Genomic DNA, 22,114 nt, shown 5'->3' with positions numbered 1-22,114 from the left:
GTCCGTGTCAGAGCGCGTCCGGCCCGCGCTCGCCCGTGCGGACCCGTACGGCCGTCTCGACCGGCAGCGACCACACCTTGCCGTCGCCGATCTTGCCCGTACGGGCGGCCTTGACGACGACCTCGATCAGCTGCTCGGCGTCGTCGTCCTCGACGAGCACCTCGATGCGGATCTTGGGGACGAGGTCGACGGTGTACTCGGCGCCGCGGTAGACCTCGGTGTGGCCCCGCTGCCGACCGTAGCCGCTGGCCTCGGTGACCGTCAGTCCGTGGACCCCGAATGCCTGAAGGGCTTCCTTGATCTCGTCGAGCCGGTGGGGCTTGACGACGGCCGTGATGAGCTTCATGCGTCCACCTTCCTGGTCTGCGCGGCGGCCTGGGGGGCGCCGGTCGCGGTGACTCCGCCGCCGGCGCCGCTGAAGTCGTATGCGGTCTCGGCGTGCTCCGCCTGGTCGATGCCGGAGACCTCCTCGTCCTCGGTGACCCGCATGCCGAGGGTCCGGTCGAGGAGGAAGGCGAGGACGGCGGAGACGACCAGGGAGTAGGCGAGGACCGCGAAGACACCGGCGCACTGCTTCCACAGCTGGGTGAACGTGTGGTCGCCGTAGAGGACGCCCGTGGCGGCGGACTGGCCCTTGCCGGTGGCGAAGAAGCCGATGAGCAGCGAGCCGATGATGCCGCCGACCATGTGGACGCCGACGACGTCGAGGGAGTCGTCGAAGCCGAACCGGAACTTCAGGCCGACGGCCGCGGCGCAGGCGACACCGGCGATGGCGCCGACGGCGATCGCGCCGAGCGGGGACACCGCGCCGCCGGAGGGGGTGATGGCGACCAGGCCGGCGACCGCGCCGGAGGCGGCGCCGAGCGTGGTGAAGGCGCCGTGGCGGATCTTCTCGTAGGCGAGCCAGGCCAGCATGGCGGCGGCGGTGGCGACCTGCGTGTTGACGAACATCAGCGCGCCGACGCCGTCGTCGTTGCCGAGCCAGGAGCCCGCGTTGAAGCCGAACCAGCCGAACCAGAGGAGACCGGCGCCGAGCATGACCAGCGGGAGGCTGTGCGGACGCATCGGGTCCCTCTTGAAGCCGACGCGCCTGCCGATGACGAGGATGACTCCGAGGGCCGCCGCGCCGGCGTTGATGTGGACCGCCGTACCGCCCGCGAAGTCGATCACGCCCAGCTTGTAGGCCCAGCCGTCGGCGCCCCAGACCCAGTGGGCGACCGGCACGTAGACGACCGTGACCCACAGGGTGATGAAGAGCGCCCAGGCGGAGAACTTGACGCGGTCGGCGAGGGCGCCGCTGATCAGGGCCGGCGTGATGATCGCGAACATCAGCTGGAAGACCATGAAGACGTAGACCGGGATGGTGTAGCCGTCCCAGAGTTCCGTCAGCCCGATGTTGCTGAGCCCGAACCAGTCGGTGTTCCAGCCGATCAGCTTGTTGCCAGTGCCGAAGGCGAGGGAGAAGCCGTAGAGCACCCAGAGGATGGTGACGATCCCGAGGCTGATGAAGCTCATCATCAGCATGTTCAGGGTGCTCTTGACGCGGACCATGCCTCCGTAGAAGAAGGCCAGGCCCGGCGTCATGAGCATCACCAGGGCGGAACAGATGAGCATGAAGCCGGTGTTGGCGGACGACAGTCTGGGTGCGTCCGCCGCAAGCATGATGGCTGGTGCCATCGGCGTCTCCTCGTCGGTTGGTACGGCCCCGTGCGGGCGGTGCCTGAGCGGTCCGGTCGGTTGAGGGGTGGCCGGTTATGCGCCCTGAGACTGGCGCAGCGCGGTTTCGGTGGAAGCCCCTCGTTGTTTCGCCGGGGTGACGAAGACGCCGTGCGTGTTACGCGCCGGTGAAGTGCCGGATGTGCGGCCGCGCGATCGTTACCGTGGCGCGACCGTCTCCGGGAGGAGAAGAGCCGGCCGCGGTCGGCCTCTCGATGACCTGGCATGGGGGAGCCGAGTCGGGCAGTTCGGGAGGACCGGCCGCGGCCGGGGCATGTGTTCTCTCCGGGTCAGACCGCCTCGGCGTTCTCGGGGAGATCGACGGCGAGCTTGTCGGCGAGGTCGGCCACGGCGCCGAGGCCGCCGTAGTCGCGTACGGCCGTGTCGACCGTCTTTCGGATACGAGTGTTCACACGCTCGGAGCGGACCTTCTTCGCGATGTCCATGGCCTGTGCGGCGTAGGCCGTGCTCTCCTCGGGCTCGCGCTGGAGCAGGTGCACGGTGGCCACGCCGATGAGATTGAGCGCGTAGGACCGCTGGTGCTCGGAGTCCTTGGCGAACAGCTCCACCGCACGCCGCATGAGCGGCTCGGCGAGGGAGGCGTAGGTGGGGCTGCGGCCGGCGACATAGGCGAGGTCGCGGTAGGAGTGGGAGTTCTCGCCGTACAGCTCGGCCTCGGAGAAGAAGCGGATCCAGTCGGGGTCCGGCTCGTCCCACTCGTCGGCCTCGGCGAAGGTGTCCTCGGCCATGCGGACCGCGCGCTTGGTCCTGCCGGGCTGGCCCATGTTCGCGTAGGCGCGGGCCTCCATCGCATACAGCATGGACTGGGTGCGCGGGCTCGCGCAGTCGCGGCTGCCGTACTGGGCGAGGTGGATCAGCTCCAGGGCGTCCTCGGGCCGGCCGAGATGGATCATCTGACGGCTCATGCTGGCGAGGATGTACGAGCCGAGCGGCTTGTCCCCGGCCTCCTTGGCGGCGTGCAGGGCGAGGACGAAGTACTTCTGCGCGGTGGGCTGGAGGCCGACGTCGTACGACATCCAGCCGGCCAGTTCGGCCAGTTCGGCGGCGACCTGGAACAGCTTGCGGGTGGTGGCCTCGGGCTGGGGCTCCTGGAGCAGGTCGGTGACCTCGTGCAGCTGGCCGACGACCGCCTTGCGGCGCAGGCCGCCGCCGCACTGGGCGTCCCACTGGCGGAACATGCGCGTGGTGGACTCCAGCAGGTCCAGCTCGGGCTGGGAGAGCCGGCCCGGCCTGCGGGGGTCGAGGGCGGACCGCGGTTCGGGCGGGCCCGCGGCGCCCGGGACCGGCACGAGCCAGCGTTGCATGGGCTCGATGAGGGAGGGGCCCGCGGACAGCGCGAGGGAGGTGCCGAGGAAGCCGCGCCGGGCGAGCATCAGGTCGCTGCGGGAGAACTCGCTGAGCAGGGCGACCGCCTGCGGGCCCGTCCAGGGCAGGTCGACTCCGGAGGCGGCGGGTGACCGGCGGGCGGTACGCAGGCCGAGGTCCTCGACGGAGACCACGCAGCCGAAGCGCTCGGAGAACAGCTCAGACAGGATGCGCGGGATCGGTTCGCGCGGGTTCTCCCCGTCCAGCCAGCGCCGTACGCGTGAGGTGTCGGTGGAGATGTGGTTGGCGCCCAACTGGCGCGCCCGGCGGTTCACTTGGCGGGCCAGCTCGCCTTTGGACCAGCCGCTGCGCACGAACCACGAACCGAGCAGCTCGTTGGGGCGCTTGTCAGCGTTCGTCCCGCTACCGCCGTTGCCGCCCACTGGAACGCCCCCATACCTGAGACCACTTGCCGCCGAGTGCGCCAAGCCCTATCAGAATGCCGGTGAGGACGGCCTCCCGTCCGCCGCTTCTCACCCTTCGAACGAGCTGACGACTTGCCTCCGGCATACCCACGGGTACATGCGCCCCCAGGACTCGCACACTGACAGTAATCCCCCGATCACGCACCCACCACGGGAATCCCGGAAACGCCACCATTCGCCACCCCTTCGTATGAACTCACCGTCGGCTCCGCACGATTGACTTGACACAGGACGAAGGGAAGCGGGCGAAGTGATGCACGTGGGGGCGCGCGTCCCGCGATGTGCCACCCGATGCGCTTCCGAGCGCCACCTCGCCCCCGGAGCGTCAGGGGCGGGCGAGCCGTAACGTTACGTTCCGCTTCCGTCTCGCTCCGTGGCGTGACCACCGGCGCGCAGGACCCGTTGGAGGGGGCATGGGCTTCACGATCGGCGGCATCCGTGAGATCCGTTCCGGCACGCGCCGGCGCGGCCGGTCCGCCGAGTGCACAGCCGTCGCCGCCGAGTTCACCGGACTGTGGGGCTGGGACGTGGTGCCGGGGGCGCGGGCCGCGGCGGGCACCTGCTCGTGCGGACGGCCCGACTGCCCGGCGCCGGGCGCGCACCCACTGGGCTTCGCGCCGCCGGTGCCGGCCGGGGCCACGCTGGACGAGGTCGGCAAGGCCTGGGCCGAGTTCCCCGGCGCCTCGGTGATGCTGCCGGTGGGCCGGGCGTTCGACGTCCTCGAGGTCTCCGAGTCGGCCGGCCGCCGCGCCCTGCTCCGCCTGGAGCGCATGGGTCTTCCGCTCGGCCCGGTCACCGCCACCCCGGACGGCCGCGCCCACTTCTTCGTGGCACCCGGCTCCGCCGCGGACCTCCCCCGGCTGCTGTACCGCATGGGCTGGGACGACCCCGCCGCGCTGGACCTGCGCGGGCTCGGCCCGGGGACGCACATCACCGCGCCGCCGTCCGACCGGGGCGGCCTCGGCCCGGTGCGATGGCTCCGCCCGCCCGCGCTGGACGCGGTGACGCGCCCGCCGGCGGCCCGGCTGCTGCTGGGCGCGCTGGCGTACGTGGCGCACCGCTCCCGGGCCTGACCGCGGGCGCACAGGACGAAGCGCCCGTCCCCGACTGCACCTCGGGGGCGGGCGCTTCTCCCTCTCCTGTCGCGGCCGAGGACGCCTCCCCTGCCGCGGCCGCTTCCTACTCGCCGATGAGCGCGTCCACGAACGCCTCCGGCTCGAAGGGCGCGAGATCGTCCGCCCCCTCGCCGAGCCCGATCAGCTTCACGGGCACGCCCAGCTCGCGCTGGACCGCGACGACGATGCCGCCCTTGGCCGTGCCGTCCAGCTTGGTCAGCACGATGCCGGTGATGTTCACGACCTCGGCGAAGACGCGGGCCTGCACCAGGCCGTTCTGGCCGGTGGTGGCGTCCAGGACGAGCAGCACCTCGTCCAGCGGCGCGTGCTTCTCCACCACACGCTTGACCTTGCCCAGCTCGTCCATGAGGCCGGTCTTGGTGTGCAGGCGGCCGGCGGTGTCGATGAGGACGACGTCGGTCCCCATCTCCTTGCCTTCCTTGACCGCGTCGAAGGCCACGGAGGCGGGGTCGCCGCCCTCGGGACCGCGCACGGTGTAGGCGCCGACGCGCTCGCCCCAGGTCTGGAGCTGGTCGGCGGCGGCGGCCCGGAAGGTGTCGGCGGCACCCAGTACGACGGTGCGGCCGTCGGCGACCAGCACCCGGGCGAGCTTGCCGGTGGTGGTGGTCTTGCCGGTGCCGTTGACACCGACGACCATCACGATGCCCGGCCTGCGGCCCTCGGGTTCGGTCCTGACCGCGCGGTCGACGTCGGTGCCGACCAGGTTGAGCAGCTCCTCGCGCAGCAGGGCGCGCAGCTCCACGGGGGTGCGGGTGCCGAGCACCCGCACGCGTTCGCGCAGCCGCTCGACCAGTTCCTGGGTGGACTGCACGCCGACGTCGGCGGTGAGCAGCGTGTCCTCGATCTCCTCCCAGGTGTCCTCGTCGAGGTGCTCACGGGAGAGCAGCGTGAGCAGGCCCTTGCCGAGGGCGTTCTGCGAGCGGGACAGGCGGGTGCGCAGCCGGATCAGCCGGCCTGCGGTGGGCTCCGGGATCTCGATCCCGACAGGAGCCTCGACTACGGGGGGTTCCTCTACGGCGACCGGCGGGGGGCCGCCCGGGAGATCCACCTCCTCGATCGTCCGGCGCGGTTCGTCGCGCGGCGTCTCGGCCTCGTCGCCGACGTGCGGCTCGGCCGGTGGCGCGGTGATGTCGGGCGTCCTCGGGGGCGGCGGAGGCAGCGGCTTGTGGCGCCGGCTGCCCACGATCAGCCCGCCGAGCGCGCCGAGCACGACCACGGCGATGACTACAGCAAGGATGACGGTTTCCATAACCCGACCAGTATCGGCCATGGGCATCCTGAGAGCCTCGTTTGTGGCTTCCTCCGAGAGACAAACGCCACTTAACACAAGGACTCGGAGCAAAGTACGATGGTGACACCGCTGTCCACGCGCGTAGAGTCCCCTCGTCCCCCTGTCCCCCCATGTCTGGCACCTCTTTCATGAGCAAAACCGTCGAGACCGAAGGCGCTCTCGAGACCCGCGGTATCGAGCAGGTCCCCGACCACGAGCGCACGGCGAAGACCCGCGAGCTGTTCCCCACCTGGGTCGGCGCGAACATCAGTGTGCTGCTGCTGACGATGGGCGCCAGCCTGGTCGTGGCCTACCACCTGAACATCTGGCAGGCGCTGGTCGTCGCCGTGGCCGCGCCGGTCGTGTCGTACGGCCTCGTCGGGCTGATCGGCATCGCGGGCAAGCGCGGCGGCGCGCCCGGCATGGCGCTGTCGCGCGCGGTCTTCGGGCAGCGCGGCAACCTGCTGCCCGGTTCGCTGATCTGGGTCGCGCGCTGGGGCTGGGAGACCATCAACGCGGTGACCGGCGCCTACGCGATGCTCACCATCCTGGACATCCTGTTCGGCATCAGGGCCAACAGCGTGCTCGACATGGTGATGCTGCTGGCGTTCGTCGTCGCGACCTTCGTGATCTCCGGGCTCGGCATCAACGCCGTGCAGAAGTGCAACAAGTACGCGACGTACCTCTTCGGTGTCTTCTCCGTGCTCGTCCTGGGCTACCTGGTGGCGAACACCGACTGGTCGAAGGTCATGGACCACGGTGCCGGCTCCACGGCCTCGGTGATCACCGGCGTCGGCATGATCGCGGCAGGCGGCGTCAGCTGGATCCCGTCCGCGCCGGACTTCACCCGCTATCTGCCGCGCACCGCGTCGTCGAAGGCGATCGTGGGGACGGCGGTGGGCGGCGCCGGTGTCGTCGTCCTGCCGATGGTCCTGATGGGGGCGGTGATGGCGGTGTCCACGCCCGACCTGGCCTCGGCGACCGACCCGGTGTCCTTCCTCGGCGAGATCCTGCCGACGTGGATCGCGGTGCCGTACCTGGTCATCGCGCTGATCGGCATGCTGCTGATCAACTCGATGTCGATGTACTCGGCGGGCTTCACCGCACAGACCCTCGGCTTCAGGGTGCCGCGGCACTGGGCCGTCTCGGTCAACGCCGTGATCTCGCTGATCTTCGGCGGCGTGCTGATGCTGGTGGCGACGAGCTTCATGGGCTCCTTCATCGCCTTCCTGTCCCTGCTCGCCGTCGCCTTCTCCGCCTGGGTCGGCGTCTTCGGCGCGGACATGCTGCGCCGCACCGAGTACGACGGCCGGGCCATGGCCGACACCACGCGCACCAGCGCCTACTGGTACCGGGGCGGCTTCTCCCCCGCGGCCGTCGCGGCGTGGGCGGTCGGCCTGCTGTCGGGGCTGATGTTCACCACGTCCGACTGGTTCACCGGCCCGCTCGCGAAGAACAACGTGATCGGCGAGTACGGCCTCGGCTGGGTGGCGACGATCGTGATCTCCGGTGTGCTGTACCTGGCGCTGCCGAAGCCGGCGGTCGGGCGTCCGGCGGCGGGCACGCCCGCGCCGGAGCCCGAGATCCTGACCGTCTGACCCCGTACCGGCCACCGGCCACCGTCCCCCTCCACCGAGCCGCACCGGAGGGGGACTTCGCATGCCCGCGGTCGCAGCTCCCTCGGTGGCGTCCCCCGGTCGCAGCTCCCTCGGGCGCGTCCCGCGGTCGTACGTCCCGATCCCGGACTGCCGTTCCCGCCGAGCGCACACCTGCCGGGTACGGCGGCGCCGGGCGCCCGGACCGATGCCGGCGGAGGAGGGGCGGACGAGGGGTGTGGGGTCCGCCGCTGTTCGCGGACCGGGCGCCGTCCTCGCCCGGTGGCCGACGTCGGCGGCCTGCGGACCGCGCCTCCGGGCCCGGTGACGTACGCGGCCGCCGGGGAGGACGCGGTAGCGGCGCGCCACGCCCGGGGGGGCCGACGCCCGGGACTCTCCGGCTCCTTCGGCTTCGGCCCGACTCCGGTTCCCACGGCTCCGGCGCCTCCCGCTGCTCCGGCGCCTTTCGGTTCCCGCGGCTCCCGTTCCCGCCGCGGCGTGCCCGGACAGCGCACCGCCGCCCCCGGTCCGGGCAGTGGCCGGGCCGGGGGCGGCGGACGGTACGAGGAGAGGGGCAGCGGGGACTTGGCCCTTCTCCCCGAGTACGGGGACCTCGCGAGGAGGCTCAGCCCATCTCCTCCAGGGTCTTGCCCTTCGTCTCCTTGACGAACTTGAGGACGAACGGGATGGAGAGCGCGGCGAAGACCGTGTAGATCACGTACGTGCCGGAGAGGTTCCAGTCGGCCAGCGACGGGAAGCTCGCGGTGATGGCCCAGTTGGCGATCCACTGCGCGGCGGCGGCCACGCCGAGGGCGGCGGCACGGATCCGGTTCGGGAACATCTCACCGAGGAAGACCCAGACCACCACGCCCCAGGAGAGGGCGAAGAAGAGGACGAACACGTGGGCGGCGATCAGGGCGACCCAGCCCTGGGTGGCGGGCAGCTTGCCGCCGACGAGGTCGTAGGAGAACGCCCAGGCCTCCAGCGCGAGACCCACGACCATGCCGACCGAACCGATGAGGGCGAGCGGCTTGCGGCCGACGCGGTCGACGAAGATCATCGCGATCACGGTGCCGACGATGTTGATGATCGACGTCGTGAAGGAGTAGAGGAACGAGTCCGTCGGGTCGACGCCGACCGACTGCCACAGCGTCGAGGAGTAGTAGAACGCGACGTTGATGCCGACGAACTGCTGGAAGACCGACAGGCCGATACCGATCCAGACGATCGGCTTGAAGAAGAAACCGCCGCCGAGCAGGTCCTTGAACGTGGACTTGTGCTCGCTCTTCATCGCGTGCTCGATCTCGGCGACGCGGGCGTTCAGGTCGACGCCCTCGCCCTCGACCTCGGCGAGGATCTCGCGGGCGCGCTCACGCTTGCCGACGGAGAGCAGGAAGCGGGGGGACTCGGGAATCGCGAAGGACAGCAGGCCGTACAGGACGGCCGGGACGACCATCACGCCGAGCATGACCTGCCAGGCCTCCAGGCCCATCAGCTTGCCGCGCTGGTCGCCGCCGGCGGCGTTCAGCAGGCCCCAGTTGACCAGCTGGGAGACGGCGATGCCGATGACGATCGCGGCCTGCTGGAAGGAGCCGAGCCGGCCGCGGTAGGCGGGCGGGGCGACCTCGGCGATGTAGGCGGGGCCGATGACGGAGGCCATGCCGATGGCGAATCCGCCGATGACGCGCCAGAAGGCGAGGTCCCACAGCGCGAAGGGCAGGGCGGAGCCGACGGCGCTGATGGTGAAGAGGACGGCGGCGATCTGCATGCACCGGATGCGGCCGATCCGGTCGGCTATGCGGCCGGCGGTGGCGGCGCCGATGGCGCAGCCGATCAGGGCGATCGCGATGACCTGGGCCAGGGCCGCCGAGCCGACGTCGTAGCGGGTGCGGATGGCCTCGACGGCGCCGTTGATGACGGAGCTGTCGTAACCGAACAGGAAACCGCCCATGGCGGCAGCCGCCGCGATGAAGATGACATGCCCGAGATGATCGGGATGAGCTGACCTGGCTCCTGACTGAGGTGCCTGCGCTGTGCTGGTCACGGAAAACTCCTCGGGCCGCGGCAACGCTGCCGGGGTGGGGTAGATCCCTTCCAGGTATCCAGTGGGGCACACGTTCACACCACTCATACCTGAAGGTAAAAGCAACGTTGCAGAGACTATGCCTTCAAGTTTCGAAGTCAATAGTCCGATGCGTGTGAGCTTTGAGATACAGATCCACACTTCACGTTCAAGAAGTGAACATCTAGTCAGTTGATCTTGAGCGACTGGCTAGCGAAGGCGCTGGGAAATGACCTTGGACACACCGTCGCCCTGCATGGACACGCCGTAGAGCGCGTCGGCGATCTCCATCGTGCGCTTCTGGTGCGTGATCACGATGAGCTGCGAGGCCTCCTGCAGCTCCCGCATGATCCCGATCAGCCGCTGGAGGTTGGTGTCGTCCAGCGCGGCCTCGACCTCGTCCATGACGTAGAAGGGGCTCGGCCGGGCCTTGAAGATCGACACGAGCAGCGCGACGGCTGTGAGCGACCGTTCGCCGCCCGACAGCAGGGACAGCCGCTTGACCTTCTTGCCCGGCGGTCGCGCCTCGACGTCCACGCCCGTGCTGAGCATGTTGCCGGGGTCGGTCAGCACCAGGCGGCCCTCGCCGCCGGGGAACAGCCGGCCGAAGACGCCCTCGAACTCGCGGGCGGTGTCGCGGTACGCCTCGGTGAAGACCTGCTCGACGCGCTCGTCGACCTCCTTCACCACCTGGAGCAGATCGGCGCGGGTCTTCTTCAGGTCCTCCAGCTGCTCGCTGAGGAACTTGTGCCGCTCCTCCAGCGCCGCGAACTCCTCCAGCGCCAGCGGGTTGACCTTGCCCAGCTGCTGGTACGCCCGCTCGGCCGCCTTCAGCCGCTTCTCCTGCTCGGCGCGCACGAAGGGGCACGGCTGGTTACGGGGGTGCTCGAGGTCGTCCGGCAGCACCTCGCCGTCGGCGGGGGGCGAGGGCGGAACGAGCTGGTGCGGCCCGTACTCCGCCACCAGCCCCGCCGGCTCCACCCCCAGCTCCTCCAGCGCCCTGCTCTCCAGCTGCTCGATACGCAGCCGCTTCTCGGCTCCGAGTACCTCGCCCCGGTGGACCGAGTCCGTCAGCTTGTCGAGTTCGGCCTTCAGCTCGCGTCCCGCGGTCCGGGCGGCGGTCAGTTCCTCCTCACGCCGGGCCCTGGCGGTCTCGGCCGCGGCGCGCTCCTGCTCGGCGCGGGCCAGGGACACCTCTACGTGCGCGAGCAGCCGGCGGGCCCCGGAGGCGACCGCTCCCGCGACGGCCGCCTCGTGCCGCAGCCGGGCCCGGCGCTGCTCGGCACGCGCGCGTGCCTCGCGTTCCGCCCGAGCCGCCCGCAGAAGCGAGTCGGCCCGCCCGGCGAGCCCCTTGACCCGCTCCTCGTGCGTACGGACCTGGAGCCGGGCCTCCATCTCGGTCTGCCGCGCGTTGGCACCGTCGGCGGCGAGCCGGTCCCGCACGGAGGTCTCCGGCTCCTCCTCGACCGGCATCTCCTCGGCCACCGCCAGCCGTTCGGCCAGCTCCTCGGCCTCCTGTACGGCCTTCTCCGACGCCTCCTGCGCGCGTGCGGCCGCCGCTGCGGACCGCTCCGCCTCCCCGGCGGCGCCGCGCGCCTGCCCGGCGAGCCGGCCCAGCTGCTGGGCGACCCCCGACTTCTCCCGGTCGGCGGCCCGGCGCCGCTCCCCCAGCTCCTCGACGAGGGCCGCCGCCTCCGTGCGCCGCTCGGCCGCCACCCGCTGGTCCTCGGCCAGCTCCGCGCAGCGCACCGCCAGTTCCGCCAGCTCGGCGGCGGCCTCGTCCACGGAGGCCTGCACCTCCAGCAGACTGGGCGCCCCGGCCGAACCGCCGTGCGCGAAGTGAGCCCCCAGCAGGTCGCCCTCGGCGGTGACGGCGGTCAGCTCCGGACACGCGTAGACCAGGGCCTCGGCGTCCGCAAGGCCGTCCACGACGACGATCCCCCGCAGCAACCGGCGCACGGCGGGCATGAGTTCACCGGGTCCACGGACGAGATCGGCGGCATGAAGCAGCGCACCGGACCGCACACCGGCCCGGACCGGATCAGGGTTGACGGACTCCGCATCACGGCCGGCGGGCCCGACGCCGGGGACAGCGGAGCCGGCTTCGGGGTCGGCGAGGCCGGCAGCGGGGGCGTCGGCAGGCGGGAGCCCGCCGGGCGCGGGAGTCGGCGCGTCGGCGGCGGCACGGCCGAGGGCGCCGGCCCCGGCAACGGGCGCGCCCCCGTCGGCGGACGACGGCACGCCGACGGCCTCCCCGCCGGTACGGACCGGCATGTCGGCCGTGGCGGCGGGCGTGTCCGCCTCACGGGTGCCGGGCTCGCGCACCGGACCGCTTTCCCGGGGGGCGGCGGGCGTGCGGAACATGGCCCGGGGGGTGTGTTCTGCCGGGACGGATGGTGTCGGTGACTGCTCCGGTGGGCCCGCCAGCAGGAGTGCCGCACGGCCGCCGTCCTGCTTGCGCAGCAGGCGCAGCGCCTCGGCCGCCGACGCCGGGGTGGTCACGGCGATCGCGTCCGCCGCCACGCCGAAGGCGGCGGCGAGGGCGGCCTCGTAGCCGGGAGTCACCGTCAGCAGCTCCGCCGCCGGACCCAGCACCCCGGTCAGCCGGTCCCTTGCCCCGAGCAGTATGCCGGTGCCGTCCTTGCGCCTGAGGCCGAGCGCCAGCGCATCGTGGCGGGCCTGGGTCGCGGCGCGCCGGCGTTCGGCCGCGGTGACCGCCTCGCGGGCCGCGCCGAGGGCGGCCTCCGCCTCCGCGAGCCGCCGCCTGGCCGCCTCGTGCTGCTCGGCGAGGTCCGCGTCGCCGAGATCGAGGCCGTCGACCTCGGCCTTCAGGGCCTCGTACTCCTCCTGCGCCCGGAGCGCGCGCGCCTGCGCCTCGTCACGGGCCGTGGCCAGCCGGTCGATCTCGGCCTGCGCGGAGGCGGCGCGTGAGCGGGCGGCGTTGACCTGTCCGGACAGCCGGGCCAGGCCCTCGCGGCGGTCGGCGATGGCGCGGGCGACGTCCTTGAGCCGGCGCTCCTCCACGGCCAGCTCGCGCTCCAGTTCGGCACGGTGGGCGACCGTGTCGTCCAGCGCCCGCCGCGCCGCCTCCAGGGCCGCCTTCAGCTCGGCCTCCTGCTCGCGGATGCGTGCGGCCTCGCGTTCCAGGTCCTCGGGGTCCCGGCCGTGCCGCTCCTCGGGGGGCGCGGAGGTGGCGCTGTGCACGCGGGCGTCGGCCAGCGAGATGGTGCCGCGTACACGTTCGGCCAGCTGGGACAGCTCGTACCAGGTCTGCTGGGCCCGCTGGAGGCGGGGGGTGAGCCGCCGTACCTCGTCCTCCAGCAGCCCCTCGCGGTGCAGGGCCTTCCTCAGTTCCTGCTCGGCGGTCTCCTTGCGTTCCGTCAGGGCGGCCTCGTCGGCGATCTCGGCCCGCAGGGCTTCGCGCAGGCGGACGAGGTCGTCGGCGAGCAGGCGCAGACGCGCGTCGCGGAGGTCGGCCTGGATGACGGCGGCCCTGCGGGCGACCGCCGCCTGCCGGCCCAGGGGCTTGAGCCGGCGGCGCAGCTCGTCCGTCAGGTCCTGCACGCGCGCGAGGTTGGCCTGCATGGCGTCCAGTTTGCGGAGCGCCTTCTCCTTGCGCTTGCGGTGTTTGAGGACACCGGCCGCCTCCTCGATGAAGGCGCGGCGGCCCGTCGGATCGGCGTGCAGGACGGAGTCGAGCTGGCCCTGGCCGACGATGACGTGCATCTCGCGGCCGATGCCGGAGTCGGAGAGGAGTTCCTGGATGTCCAGGAGGCGGCAGGTGTCGCCGTTGATCTGGTACTCGCTGCCGCCGTTGCGGAACATGATCCGCGTGATGGTGACCTCGGCGTACTCGATGGGCAGGGCGCCGTCGGAGTTGTCGATGGTCAGGGACACCTCGGCGCGGCCGAGCGGCGGGCGCCCGGTGGTGCCGGCGAAGATGACGTCCTCCATCTTGCCGCCGCGCAGCGACTTGGCGCCCTGCTCGCCCATGACCCAGCTGAGCGCGTCCACGACGTTGGACTTGCCCGAGCCGTTCGGGCCGACGACGCACGTGATCCCGGGTTCGAACCGGAGCGTGGTGGCGGAGGCGAACGACTTGAACCCACGGAGGGTCAGGGCCTTGAGGTGCACGCCGCTGGACTTTACCCGGCGCCGCTATCTCACTCCACGGACACTCGCAACCCCACGGTTTCGCCATTGAACGGACAGGGCACACCAGACGTTAAGAGGGTGAAAGGATGCTCGGGGGAAAGAAAGAAGGGACGCCGAGGCGTCCCTTGCAGTTCTGACGGCCGGGTCGCAGCCGTCCGATCAACTGAGCGGTTGATACGGGGCAGCCCGTTCGCTGCTACCGCTGTGGTGGAGCGATGCAGCTGTCAGGTGAGCGCAGGCTCCGCCTGGTGTGCGTCGATGCTCTCCATGATCCTGTCCTGAGAGGCGGCAGCCGACAGCGCTTCGTTCTCGGCCTGGATCCGTACCAACTCGGACTCCAGGTCCTGGACGCGCTGCTGCAACCGTCGCATCTCGGCGAGGAGTCGAGGGTCGGAGCCGCCGACGTAACCGAGAAGCGCCTTTGCCATGATGGATGGTCCTCCACACTGAGTGACCGACCGATGCGGTGTGGGTCGTGAGGGATTCGCACCCATGGTGCTTGGCACATCCGAGTGTTGCCCTGGTATTGCTCCATGCCAAACAGCTAGGGTGCGCGGGGCTTTCAGCGTCTCACCAAAAAGTTTGACGGTCAACACGATCACACCCTGTATCGGCGGGCGACCGGGGCGCGCGACCGGGAAACCGGTGGCGCTGCGACTCCTCCGGACCCTCAGGGCGTGGCGACCAGCAGTACCTGCGGAGCCTGCCACGCCGAGTCGTTCTTGGCAACCACCAGGTCGTTTCTGCTTTCCGGGGGGCACCCGCGGGGGTGTGCCGCACTCCCGTCCGCGGTCCGTACGCAGCGGGCTCAGCGGATCGCGAAGCTCTCGTAACCGCCCCGCGGTGTGTCCCAGATCTCGGTGACGCCGTCCACGCGCCCGGGCGTGTCGTCACCCTGGAGCCAGTCCAGCAGTTCCTCGCAGCCCTCCCGGGGCCCCTCCGCGACCACCTGGACCCGGCCGTCGGCCAGATTGAGAGCAAAACCACTCAGGCCGCCGATCTCCAGCGCCCTGGCACGCGTGAACCAGCGGAAACCCACGCCCTGCACGTGTCCGCGGACCCAGGCGACCAGTCGTACTTCCTCACTCATGGCTGCAACCTAACCGGCCGATGTCGTCCGGGACACGTCGTCCCCCAGCGCCATGGGGTACCGTCCAAACCCAATCAATCGCATTTGAAACTCACTCGATCGAGTGAGTTGGGTGGGCCAGGGGGAGTCACTCGCCACGGAACCCGCGGCCGGACAGGCCCGCGGCGTACGGGCACCGGCCGACCGCGAGCACGAGGAAGAGGGCAAGGACATGGGACGCCACCGACGCTCAGCCGCCGGCCGCGCCGCCACGGGCCGCGCCACCGGAGCCCCCCGCACGCAGCCGTCCGGCACCGGGAGCGGCGACGCCCGGAACTCGTCCGCCGGGGGACGACCGGCACCCATGGGCATCGCCCCCTATCTGAACCCGGAGGCCTACGCCGAGGCCACCGCCAGGGCACAGGCCTATCTGTTCTCGACGGACGACGGCGCGGCACCGGCCGCGCCGGTGTATGACCCGTCACCGGCCGCGCCGGCGTCCCCGTCCGGTTACCCGGGCGGCGGGTCCACCCCGCCCGGCGGTCCGTCGCACGGCCGGCGGCGCGGCCAGAAGGCGGCGCGGCCGGTGCGTACGGGCCTGCTCGGGGTGTCCGCGGCCGTCGCCCTCGGCACGGTCGCGGTGGCCACGGGTGTGATGCCGGGCCTGGAGCACTACCAGCTCGGCGGCGGCACCCACACCACCGGCGGAGACCGGGTGCAGGCCGTTGACACACCCGGCAACACGGCCAGTGAGCAGGGCGGCACCTCGGGCACCGCCGAGAACCGGGACGGCGGCACCGCCGCCCCGGGCACCGGGCACACCCGCACGCCGAGCCCGTCGGCCTCCGCACCCACCAGCGCGTCCGCGTCCGCCTCCGCGTCGAAGCCGGCGGCCTCCCGCACGCCGGCCCCGTCGAGGACGGCCACCCGGAAGCCCGCGCCGCGGACCACCCCCAGGGCGACACCGTCCACGCCGGCCGAGCACGGCGGCACCCCGTCGCGTACGGCCACCGAGGCGCCGACCCCGACCTCCGCGCCGGTGACCGTGTCGGCGGAGGCCGCCGCCGGGGCCGAGGTGCTGAGACTGGTCAACGACGAGCGGGCGAAGGCCGGTTACAGCCCGCTGTCGGCGAACTCCTCCCTGACCTCGCTGGCCGGGGTGTTCAGCGACGACATGGCCGCGCGCGGCTTCTTCGACCACACCGACCCCGACGGCCGTACCCCGTGGGACCGGGCCGCGCGGGCCGGCATCACCGACCTCGGCGGCGAGAACATAGCCCGCGGTCAGAGCGACGCGGCGGCCGTGGTGCAGGCGTGGATGGACAGCCCCGGTCACCGCGCCAACATACTGAACCCGGACTTCAAGACCCTCGGTGTCGGCGTCCACTTCGGCCCGGGCGGCCCGTGGTGGACACAGGACTTCGGCTACTGAGCCGCGGCACCGACGGCCGCTAACCTCTGGTTAGCGCAACCTTTCGGTGCGCGCTGCGCTCGCGTACGCTGGCGGGATGAGCGGTACGAGCGCCACCACCGGGGACACGACGGGGCACGCCGCCGGGGACGCCACCCCGGACCACGAGGACCTCGCCTACGACGTCTTCGCCAGGGCCTGCCCGTCGCGCGGAACGCTGGAGCACGTCACGGGGCGCTGGGGCGGACTGACGCTCGGCGCGCTGTACGAGGGCTCGCTGCGCTTCAACGAGCTGCGCCGCCGCGTCGACGGGGTGAGCGAGAAGATGCTGTCCCAGACGCTGCACGCGCTGGAGCGCGACGGCCTGGTGCACCGCGAGGCCCAGCCGACCAATCCGCCCCGCGTGGACTACGAACTGACTGCCCTGGGCCGCCGGGTCGCCGAGCGGCTGCTCGCGCTCATCCACTGCGTGGAGGACGCGATGGACGACGTACTGGCGGCGCGCACGGCGTACGACGGCCGGCAGCCGGCGTAGCCGCGGAAACCTCGTTCCCCCGTGGCCGCGTGTCCTGTCCGGGCCTCTCAGCTCCGGCCGGGCCCGTCGGTGCGGGGTGGCCGCTGGCAGGCCGGACAGAAGTAGCTCGAGCGGTTCATCCAGGGCCGGCGGCGGACGGGGGTGCCGCAGCGGCGGCAGGGCTCGCCCTCGCGGCCGTACGCGTCCAGGGAGCGGTCGAAGTAGCCCGACTCGCCGTTGACGTTGACGTACAGACTGTCGAAGCTGGTGCCGCCGACCGCCAGCGCGGCGTTCATCACGTCCCGGACGTGGCCGAGCAGTTCGGCCGTGACCGGGCGGGTGAGGCGGGCCGTCGGGCGTTCGTAGTGGATGCGGGCGCGCCACAGCGCCTCGTCCGCGTAGATGTTGCCGACCCCGCTGATCAGCGACTGGTCCAGCAGGGCCCGTTTGATCGTGGTCCGCTTGCGGCGCAGCGCCTGATGGAAGGCCTCGTCGTCGAAGAGCGGGTCCAGGGGGTCGCGGGCGATGTGCGCGATGACGTCGGGCAGGCCCTCGGAGGTGTTGTCGTGCAACGACAGGCCGCCGAAGGTCCGCTGGTCGACGAAGCGGAGTTCGGTGCCGAGGGAGTCGGCGAACCGGACCCGCACCCGCAGGTGCTTCTCGTCGGGCGCCGTGTGCGGCTGGACCAGCAACTGGCCGCTCATGCCCAGGTGGGCGAGGACCGACTGGTGCGTCTCCTCCAGCGGCAGCCACAGGTACTTGCCGCGTCGGCGCGGGACACCGATGTGGTGGCCCTTGAGCCGGTGTGCGAAGTCGTCGGGGCCGGCCACGTGCCGACGGACCGCACGCGGGTGCAGCACCTCGGTCTCGGCGACGGTGCGGTGGGCGACCCAGCGTTCCAGGCCACGCCGGACGACCTCTACCTCGGGCAGCTCGGGCACGGGACTCCTCGGACAGATCTGCGGGCAGCGGCAGCGTAACGCCGTGGACGGACCGAGCGCCCGCCCCGTACAGACGGGACGGGCGCTCGGGTGGTGCTCTGTCAGGCGGTGGCGGACGACGTGTCGCCGTCCTTGACAGCGTTCCCGACGGCCTTCTCGGCCGCCTTGGCTCGCTCGTCCGCCGCGGCCCGGATGGACCGCCAGGCGGACTCTGCGGCCTGCTGCTCCGCCTCCTTCTTGCTGCGGCCGGTGCCGGTGCCGTACGAGACGCCTCCGACGCGGGCAGCAGCAGTGAAGATCTTCTCGTGGTCGGGGCCGGTCTCCGTGACCAGGTACTCGGGCACGCCGAGCCCCTCGATCGCGGTCAGCTCCTGCAGGGACGTCTTCCAGTCCAGGCCTGCGCCGAGATTGGACGACTTCTCGATCAGCGGGTCGAAGAGCCGGTGCACCAGCTCGGACGCCGCGTCGAGTCCCTGATCGAGATAGACCGCGCCGATCACCGCTTCCAGGGTGTCGGCGAGGATGGACGCCTTGTCCCGCCCGCCTGTGCCCTCTTCACCACGGCCGAGCCGGATGAAGGCGCCCAGGTCGAGGCCGCGCCCCACCTCCGCCAGCGCACGAGAGTTGACCACCGCGGCCCGCAGCTTGGCCAGCTGGCCTTCGGGCAGGTCGGGGTGGATGCGGTACAGCGTGTCCGTGACGACGAGGCCGAGCACGGAGTCCCCGAGGAACTCCAGCCGCTCGTTCGTCGGCAGACCGCCGTTCTCGTACGCATAGGAACGGTGGGTCAGCGCACGCACCAGAAGGGCGGACTCGAGCCGGTAGCCGAGCCGCCCTTCCAGAAGCGCGTGGGACGAGGCCTGGTTGTCCACTTTTTTCCTGGCGGAAGCGTCCGCCTTGGCGTCCTTCTTCGGACTGGACACAGTGCCTCTCACCAGCCCGCTCAGACTTCGAGGACCTGGCGCTTGTTGTAGGTGCCGCAAGACGGGCACGCGATGTGCTGCTGCTTGGGCTCGTGGCAGCGCTCGCACGCAACCAGGGTGGGGACCGCAGCCTTCCACTGCGACCGGCGGTGGCGCGTGTTGCTGCGCGACATCTTCCGCTTCGGAACAGCCACGGCTACTTCTCCTGCTTCTCGTCGACGCCCGCTTCGGCGCCGCTCATCTCGTCCTTCTCGCCGTCCGTCGTCGAACCGGCGAGTCCCTGCAAAGCCGCCCAACGGATGTCGACGGCGTCATGGTGGTGGTCCGGGTCGTCCGCGAGCCGCACTCCGCACTGGGAGCACAGGCCCGGGCAGTCGTCCTGGCACACCGGCTGCATCGGCAGTGCGAGCACCACCGCATCGCGCAGCACGGGTTCGAGGTCGATCAAGCCGTCCTCGACATAGAGCCTGTCCTCGTCGTCCTCGGCGTCGTCGCCCGGTTCCGCGATCACGCGGCCCCGGTCGTCGGCGTCAGGGTACGAGAACATCTCCTGGAAGTCCGCTTCGAGCTCCAGCTCGACCGGCTCCAGACACCTTACGCACTCCCCCTCGGCGGTCGCACGGGCGGTGCCGGTGACAAGCACACCTTCCATGACCGACTCGAGCCGGAGTCCGAGTTCCAGCGGGGCGCCCTGCGGCACTCCGATGACCCCCTGGATGCCGAGATCACTGGGGGCGTCGATCTGGCGGGTGAGGCGCTTGAGCGCGCCAGGACGCCGGCCCAGCTCGTGCGTGTCGATCACGAGGGGGTTGCGGTGGTCGAGGCGGGCGTTGGGAGCCATTCCTGCTTTCGATCTGTGAACTCGGAGGGACGCCACCCGCAGGTGTGGCGGGCAGCGCTGATCGCGGACATACACGCGACCGAAGAGCCAGGATACTGGACCTTTGGCTCAGGACCCAATCCGGTCCGGCTACAGGCCCCGGCCCTGCTCGTACGCCCTCAGCTGCTCGGCGCTGATCATACCGGTGTCGAAGAGGCTGGTCTCGTCGAGCGCGTAGCCCTGCTGGGGCTGTTGCTGCTGGGGTTGCTGGGTCTGCTGGGGCTGTTGCGGGTCGTAGCCGGCCTGCTGGGGGTCGTAGGAGCCCTGGTAGGCGTACGGGTCGGCCTGCTGGTAGCCGTAGGGGTCGGGCTGCGCGTAGTCCGGCTGCTGCGGAAAGCCGCCGTACGGGTTCTGCTGCTGCTCGGCGGGGGCCGCCGCCGCGGGCGCGTAGCCGGGGGACGTCGGGTAGGCGGGCTGCTGCTCGTACGTCGGCTCGGGCTGCCGCTGGGCCGCCGCGCGGTCGCTGTCGGCGAGGGCCGCGAGGTCGGCGAGGTAGTCCGCGTCGCTGGAGTGCTGGAAGGTCGTGGTGTCGTCGGCGAGGGCACCGAGGTCGTCGGTGGCGATCCGGCCGTGCAGTTTCTGCCGGCCGCGGCCGACGGCCTCCAGGGTCTTGGCGAGGACCGCCTCGAAGGCGCCCAGCTTGGCGTCGACGTACGCGTCCGCGTTGTGGCGCAGGGTCTGCGGGTCCTGGCTGCGCTCGGGGGCGTCCTCGTCCTCGTAGCCGTTCTCGTCCAGGCCGGGCCCGGTGCCGAGCAGCTTCTCGCGGCCCCGGCCGACCGAGCCGAGGGTCTTGGTGAGGACGACCTCGAAGTTGGCGAGCTTGGAGTCGACGTAGTCGTCGGCCTCGGCGCGGATCTCCTCGGCCTCCCGGCGGGCCTCGGCGAGGATGCGGTCGGCCTCGGCCTGGGAGCGGCGGGCGATCTCGGTGTCGGAGATCAGCGAGCCCCGCTCGGCGTGCGCGTTCCCGATGATCCGCTCGGCCTCCAGCCGGGCCTGCTCGACCATCTGCTCACGGTCGCCGATCAGTTCCTGCGCCTGCGCGAGGGAACCGGGCAGCGCCTGGCGCACCTCTTCGAGCAGCGCGAGCAGTTCGGCGCGGTTGACCACGCAGGACGCCGACATGGGCATGCCCCGGGCGCCGGAGACCGTGGTGACGATCTCGTCGAGCTTCTTCTGCACGTCCACCTGTGCTCGCCACTCTCTACAGCCGGGTTGGAGACGGACGGGACGACTGTAGCCCCATCAGCCCTTGGCGAGGCGCTCGTTCAGGGCCGCCAGGACGGGGCCCGGCACCAGGTGGGAGACGTCGCCGCCCCAGGCCGCGACCTCCTTGACGAGGGAGGAGGAGAGGAAGCTGTAGGTGGGGTTGGTGGGCACGAACAGCGTTTCGACGCCGGTGAGGCCGATGTTCATCTGGGCCATCTGGAGTTCGTAGTCGAAGTCGCTGACGGCGCGCAGGCCCTTGACGATGGCGGGGATGTCGCGCTGCTTGCAGAAGTCGACGAGGAGCCCGTGGAAGGCCTCCACGCGGACGTTGGCGTACTCGGAGGTGACCTCGCGGATCAGCTCGATCCGCTCCTCGATGTCGAACAGGCCCTTCTTGGACTTGTTGATCATCACCGCGACGTAGACCTCGTCGTAGAGACGGGAGGCTCTGGCGATGATGTCGAGGTGTCCGTTGGTGATCGGGTCGAACGACCCGGGACAGACGGCGCGGCGCACTTGTGATCCCTCGCTCTCCGGTCCGGTCATCGTGCGTCTTCGCACGTAGAGGCGGCGCGACCGTACCAAAACGTTCCCTCGCCGTAGCGACGGGACCGGAGCGCCTCGAAGCCGTCCGGCCAGTGGAATTCGCCGCCTCTGGTGCTGCGCTCCACGGTGACGAGGGCTTCGGCCGCGAGCCAGCCCTCCGAGCGGAGTGTGAGCAGGATCTCGCGAAGATCGTCGTCCGTGACGGCGTACGGGGGGTCGAGGAAGACCAGGTCGTACGGCTCGGCGGGGGGCGCGGTCCGGATGACCTGTTCGGCTTTGCCCGCACGCACCTCGGCGCCGGGGAGGCCCAGGTTGCGCACGTTCTCCCGGACCGTTCTCGCGGCGCGGGCGTCCGCCTCGACCAGCAGGGTGTGGCTCGCACCCCGGGAGAGTGCCTCCAGGCCCACGGCGCCCGAGCCGGCGTAGAGGTCGAGGACGCGTTCGCCGTCCAGGGGGCCGCGGAGGAGGGACTGCCAGGTGGAGAAGAGGCCCTCGCGCGCGCGGTCCGATGTCGGCCGGGTTCCGGTGCCGGGCGGTACCGAGAGGCGACGGCCGCCGGCCGCGCCGGCGATCACGCGGGTCATGTCGGGAGTCCTTCTTCGTCGGCGGCTTTCGGGGTCAGTCTGGCAGGCCCCGCGGGCGGGTGCCGATCGCCGTCGGCGCCGCCGCGGGCCGGTACGTGCCCGCGGCGGCGCCGCGGACCGGCGAACCCAGGGTCTTTCGTTCGGCTCAGGCCGGATCAAGGCATGATCCGGACGAGAGGGCCTAGGGTCTTTCGTTCGGCTCAGGCCGGATCAGGGAGCGGGTCCTGGTGCCGTGCATCGCAAGGCGGAGGAGGGCGCCATGGCGGAGCCATGGCAACCGACGACAACGCGGCGA

At 71.4% G+C, this 22,114-nt stretch carries 19 protein-coding genes; 4 read left to right on the top strand and 15 right to left on the bottom strand.

Annotated features, from left to right (window positions below; all coding sequences use genetic code 11):
• Positions 1–7 precede the first annotated feature (7 nt).
• The 3 genes from ACF1BE_RS24545 to ACF1BE_RS24535 form a co-directional block, all read right to left on the bottom strand.
• Positions 8–346: a P-II family nitrogen regulator gene (locus ACF1BE_RS24545; protein WP_392201172.1), complete on the bottom strand. Its 339-nt coding sequence runs from the start codon at positions 344–346 to the stop codon at positions 8–10.
• Positions 343–1,677, bottom strand: a complete 1,335-nt coding sequence (locus ACF1BE_RS24540; protein WP_392201171.1) for an ammonium transporter — start codon at positions 1,675–1,677, stop codon at positions 343–345. The genes ACF1BE_RS24545 and ACF1BE_RS24540 overlap by 4 nt, the downstream gene beginning before the upstream one ends.
• 329 nt (positions 1,678–2,006) lie before the next feature.
• The gene (locus ACF1BE_RS24535; protein ID WP_392201170.1) at positions 2,007–3,485 is read right to left on the bottom strand and encodes a hypothetical protein; all 1,479 of its coding nucleotides are present in this window, start codon (positions 3,483–3,485) and stop codon (positions 2,007–2,009) included.
• Between the two features lie 455 nt (positions 3,486–3,940).
• Here ACF1BE_RS24535 and ACF1BE_RS24530 point away from each other — a divergent pair, with 455 nt between their 5' ends.
• Positions 3,941–4,600, top strand: coding sequence for a bifunctional DNA primase/polymerase (locus ACF1BE_RS24530; protein ID WP_392201169.1), 660 nt, complete (start codon positions 3,941–3,943; stop codon positions 4,598–4,600).
• A gap of 106 nt (positions 4,601–4,706) precedes the next feature.
• Here ACF1BE_RS24530 and ftsY read toward each other — a convergent pair whose 3' ends face one another.
• Positions 4,707–5,912, bottom strand: a complete 1,206-nt coding sequence (ftsY, locus tag ACF1BE_RS24525) for a signal recognition particle-docking protein FtsY (RefSeq protein ID WP_392201168.1) — start codon at positions 5,910–5,912, stop codon at positions 4,707–4,709.
• A 170-nt stretch (positions 5,913–6,082) separates the two neighbouring features.
• On the opposite strand from ftsY, the gene ACF1BE_RS24520 reads away from it, so the two are divergent.
• Positions 6,083–7,531, top strand: a complete 1,449-nt coding sequence (locus ACF1BE_RS24520; protein WP_392201167.1) for a cytosine permease — start codon at positions 6,083–6,085, stop codon at positions 7,529–7,531.
• A 622-nt stretch (positions 7,532–8,153) separates the two neighbouring features.
• Here ACF1BE_RS24520 and ACF1BE_RS24515 read toward each other — a convergent pair.
• From ACF1BE_RS24515 to ACF1BE_RS24500, 4 genes are all read right to left on the bottom strand, one after another.
• A complete protein-coding gene (locus ACF1BE_RS24515; RefSeq protein WP_392201166.1) occupies positions 8,154–9,572 on the bottom strand; it encodes a sugar porter family MFS transporter in 1,419 nt (472 codons plus the stop codon).
• A gap of 228 nt (positions 9,573–9,800) precedes the next feature.
• A complete protein-coding gene (locus ACF1BE_RS24510) occupies positions 9,801–13,724 on the bottom strand; it encodes an AAA family ATPase (protein ID WP_392201165.1) in 3,924 nt (1,307 codons plus the stop codon).
• Positions 13,725–13,969: 245 nt separating this feature from the next.
• Positions 13,970–14,173: a hypothetical protein gene (locus ACF1BE_RS24505; RefSeq protein ID WP_031167290.1), complete on the bottom strand. Its 204-nt coding sequence runs from the start codon at positions 14,171–14,173 to the stop codon at positions 13,970–13,972.
• Positions 14,174–14,553: 380 nt separating this feature from the next.
• On the bottom strand, positions 14,554–14,835 hold the full coding sequence (locus tag ACF1BE_RS24500) for an acylphosphatase (RefSeq protein WP_392201164.1): 282 nt from the start codon (positions 14,833–14,835) through the stop codon (positions 14,554–14,556).
• 211 nt (positions 14,836–15,046) lie between these two features.
• On the opposite strand from ACF1BE_RS24500, the gene ACF1BE_RS24495 reads away from it, so the two are divergent.
• Both ACF1BE_RS24495 and ACF1BE_RS24490 read left to right on the top strand, forming a co-directional pair.
• Positions 15,047–16,246, top strand: coding sequence for a CAP domain-containing protein (locus ACF1BE_RS24495; RefSeq protein WP_392201291.1), 1,200 nt, complete (start codon positions 15,047–15,049; stop codon positions 16,244–16,246).
• A 76-nt stretch (positions 16,247–16,322) separates the two neighbouring features.
• The gene (locus ACF1BE_RS24490) at positions 16,323–16,760 is read left to right on the top strand and encodes a winged helix-turn-helix transcriptional regulator (RefSeq protein ID WP_392201163.1); all 438 of its coding nucleotides are present in this window, start codon (positions 16,323–16,325) and stop codon (positions 16,758–16,760) included.
• A gap of 47 nt (positions 16,761–16,807) precedes the next feature.
• Here ACF1BE_RS24490 and mutM read toward each other — a convergent pair whose 3' ends face one another.
• The 7 genes from mutM to rsmD all read right to left on the bottom strand — a co-directional run bounded on the left by mutM (position 16,808) and on the right by rsmD (position 21,819).
• Positions 16,808–17,680, bottom strand: a complete 873-nt coding sequence (gene mutM / locus ACF1BE_RS24485; RefSeq protein ID WP_392201162.1) for a bifunctional DNA-formamidopyrimidine glycosylase/DNA-(apurinic or apyrimidinic site) lyase — start codon at positions 17,678–17,680, stop codon at positions 16,808–16,810.
• 101 nt (positions 17,681–17,781) lie between these two features.
• Positions 17,782–18,615 carry a ribonuclease III gene (gene rnc / locus ACF1BE_RS24480; RefSeq protein WP_392201161.1) on the bottom strand — a complete coding sequence of 278 codons (834 nt, stop codon included), beginning with the start codon at positions 18,613–18,615 and terminating at the stop codon, positions 17,782–17,784.
• Between the two features lie 8 nt (positions 18,616–18,623).
• Complete coding sequence (gene rpmF / locus ACF1BE_RS24475; RefSeq protein ID WP_003951102.1) at positions 18,624–18,797, bottom strand: 50S ribosomal protein L32; 174 nt, start codon at positions 18,795–18,797, stop codon at positions 18,624–18,626.
• A gap of 2 nt (positions 18,798–18,799) precedes the next feature.
• On the bottom strand, positions 18,800–19,444 hold the full coding sequence (locus tag ACF1BE_RS24470) for a YceD family protein (RefSeq protein ID WP_392201160.1): 645 nt from the start codon (positions 19,442–19,444) through the stop codon (positions 18,800–18,802).
• A gap of 129 nt (positions 19,445–19,573) precedes the next feature.
• A complete protein-coding gene (locus ACF1BE_RS24465; protein WP_392201159.1) occupies positions 19,574–20,668 on the bottom strand; it encodes a cell division initiation protein in 1,095 nt (364 codons plus the stop codon).
• Positions 20,669–20,725: 57 nt separating this feature from the next.
• Positions 20,726–21,205, bottom strand: coding sequence for a pantetheine-phosphate adenylyltransferase (gene coaD, locus ACF1BE_RS24460; protein ID WP_392201290.1), 480 nt, complete (start codon positions 21,203–21,205; stop codon positions 20,726–20,728).
• Positions 21,206–21,231: 26 nt separating this feature from the next.
• Positions 21,232–21,819, bottom strand: coding sequence for a 16S rRNA (guanine(966)-N(2))-methyltransferase RsmD (gene rsmD / locus ACF1BE_RS24455; RefSeq protein ID WP_392201158.1), 588 nt, complete (start codon positions 21,817–21,819; stop codon positions 21,232–21,234).
• Between the last annotated feature and the right edge of the window lie 295 nt (positions 21,820–22,114).

Origin of the sequence: Streptomyces sp. NPDC014991 (genome assembly GCF_043080665.1) — a bacterium.
In the GTDB taxonomy this organism is placed as follows: Bacteria; Actinomycetota; Actinomycetes; order Streptomycetales; family Streptomycetaceae; genus Streptomyces.
The sequence above is the reverse complement of the archived record's forward strand: the minus strand, read 5'-3'. Positions and strand labels throughout refer to the sequence as shown.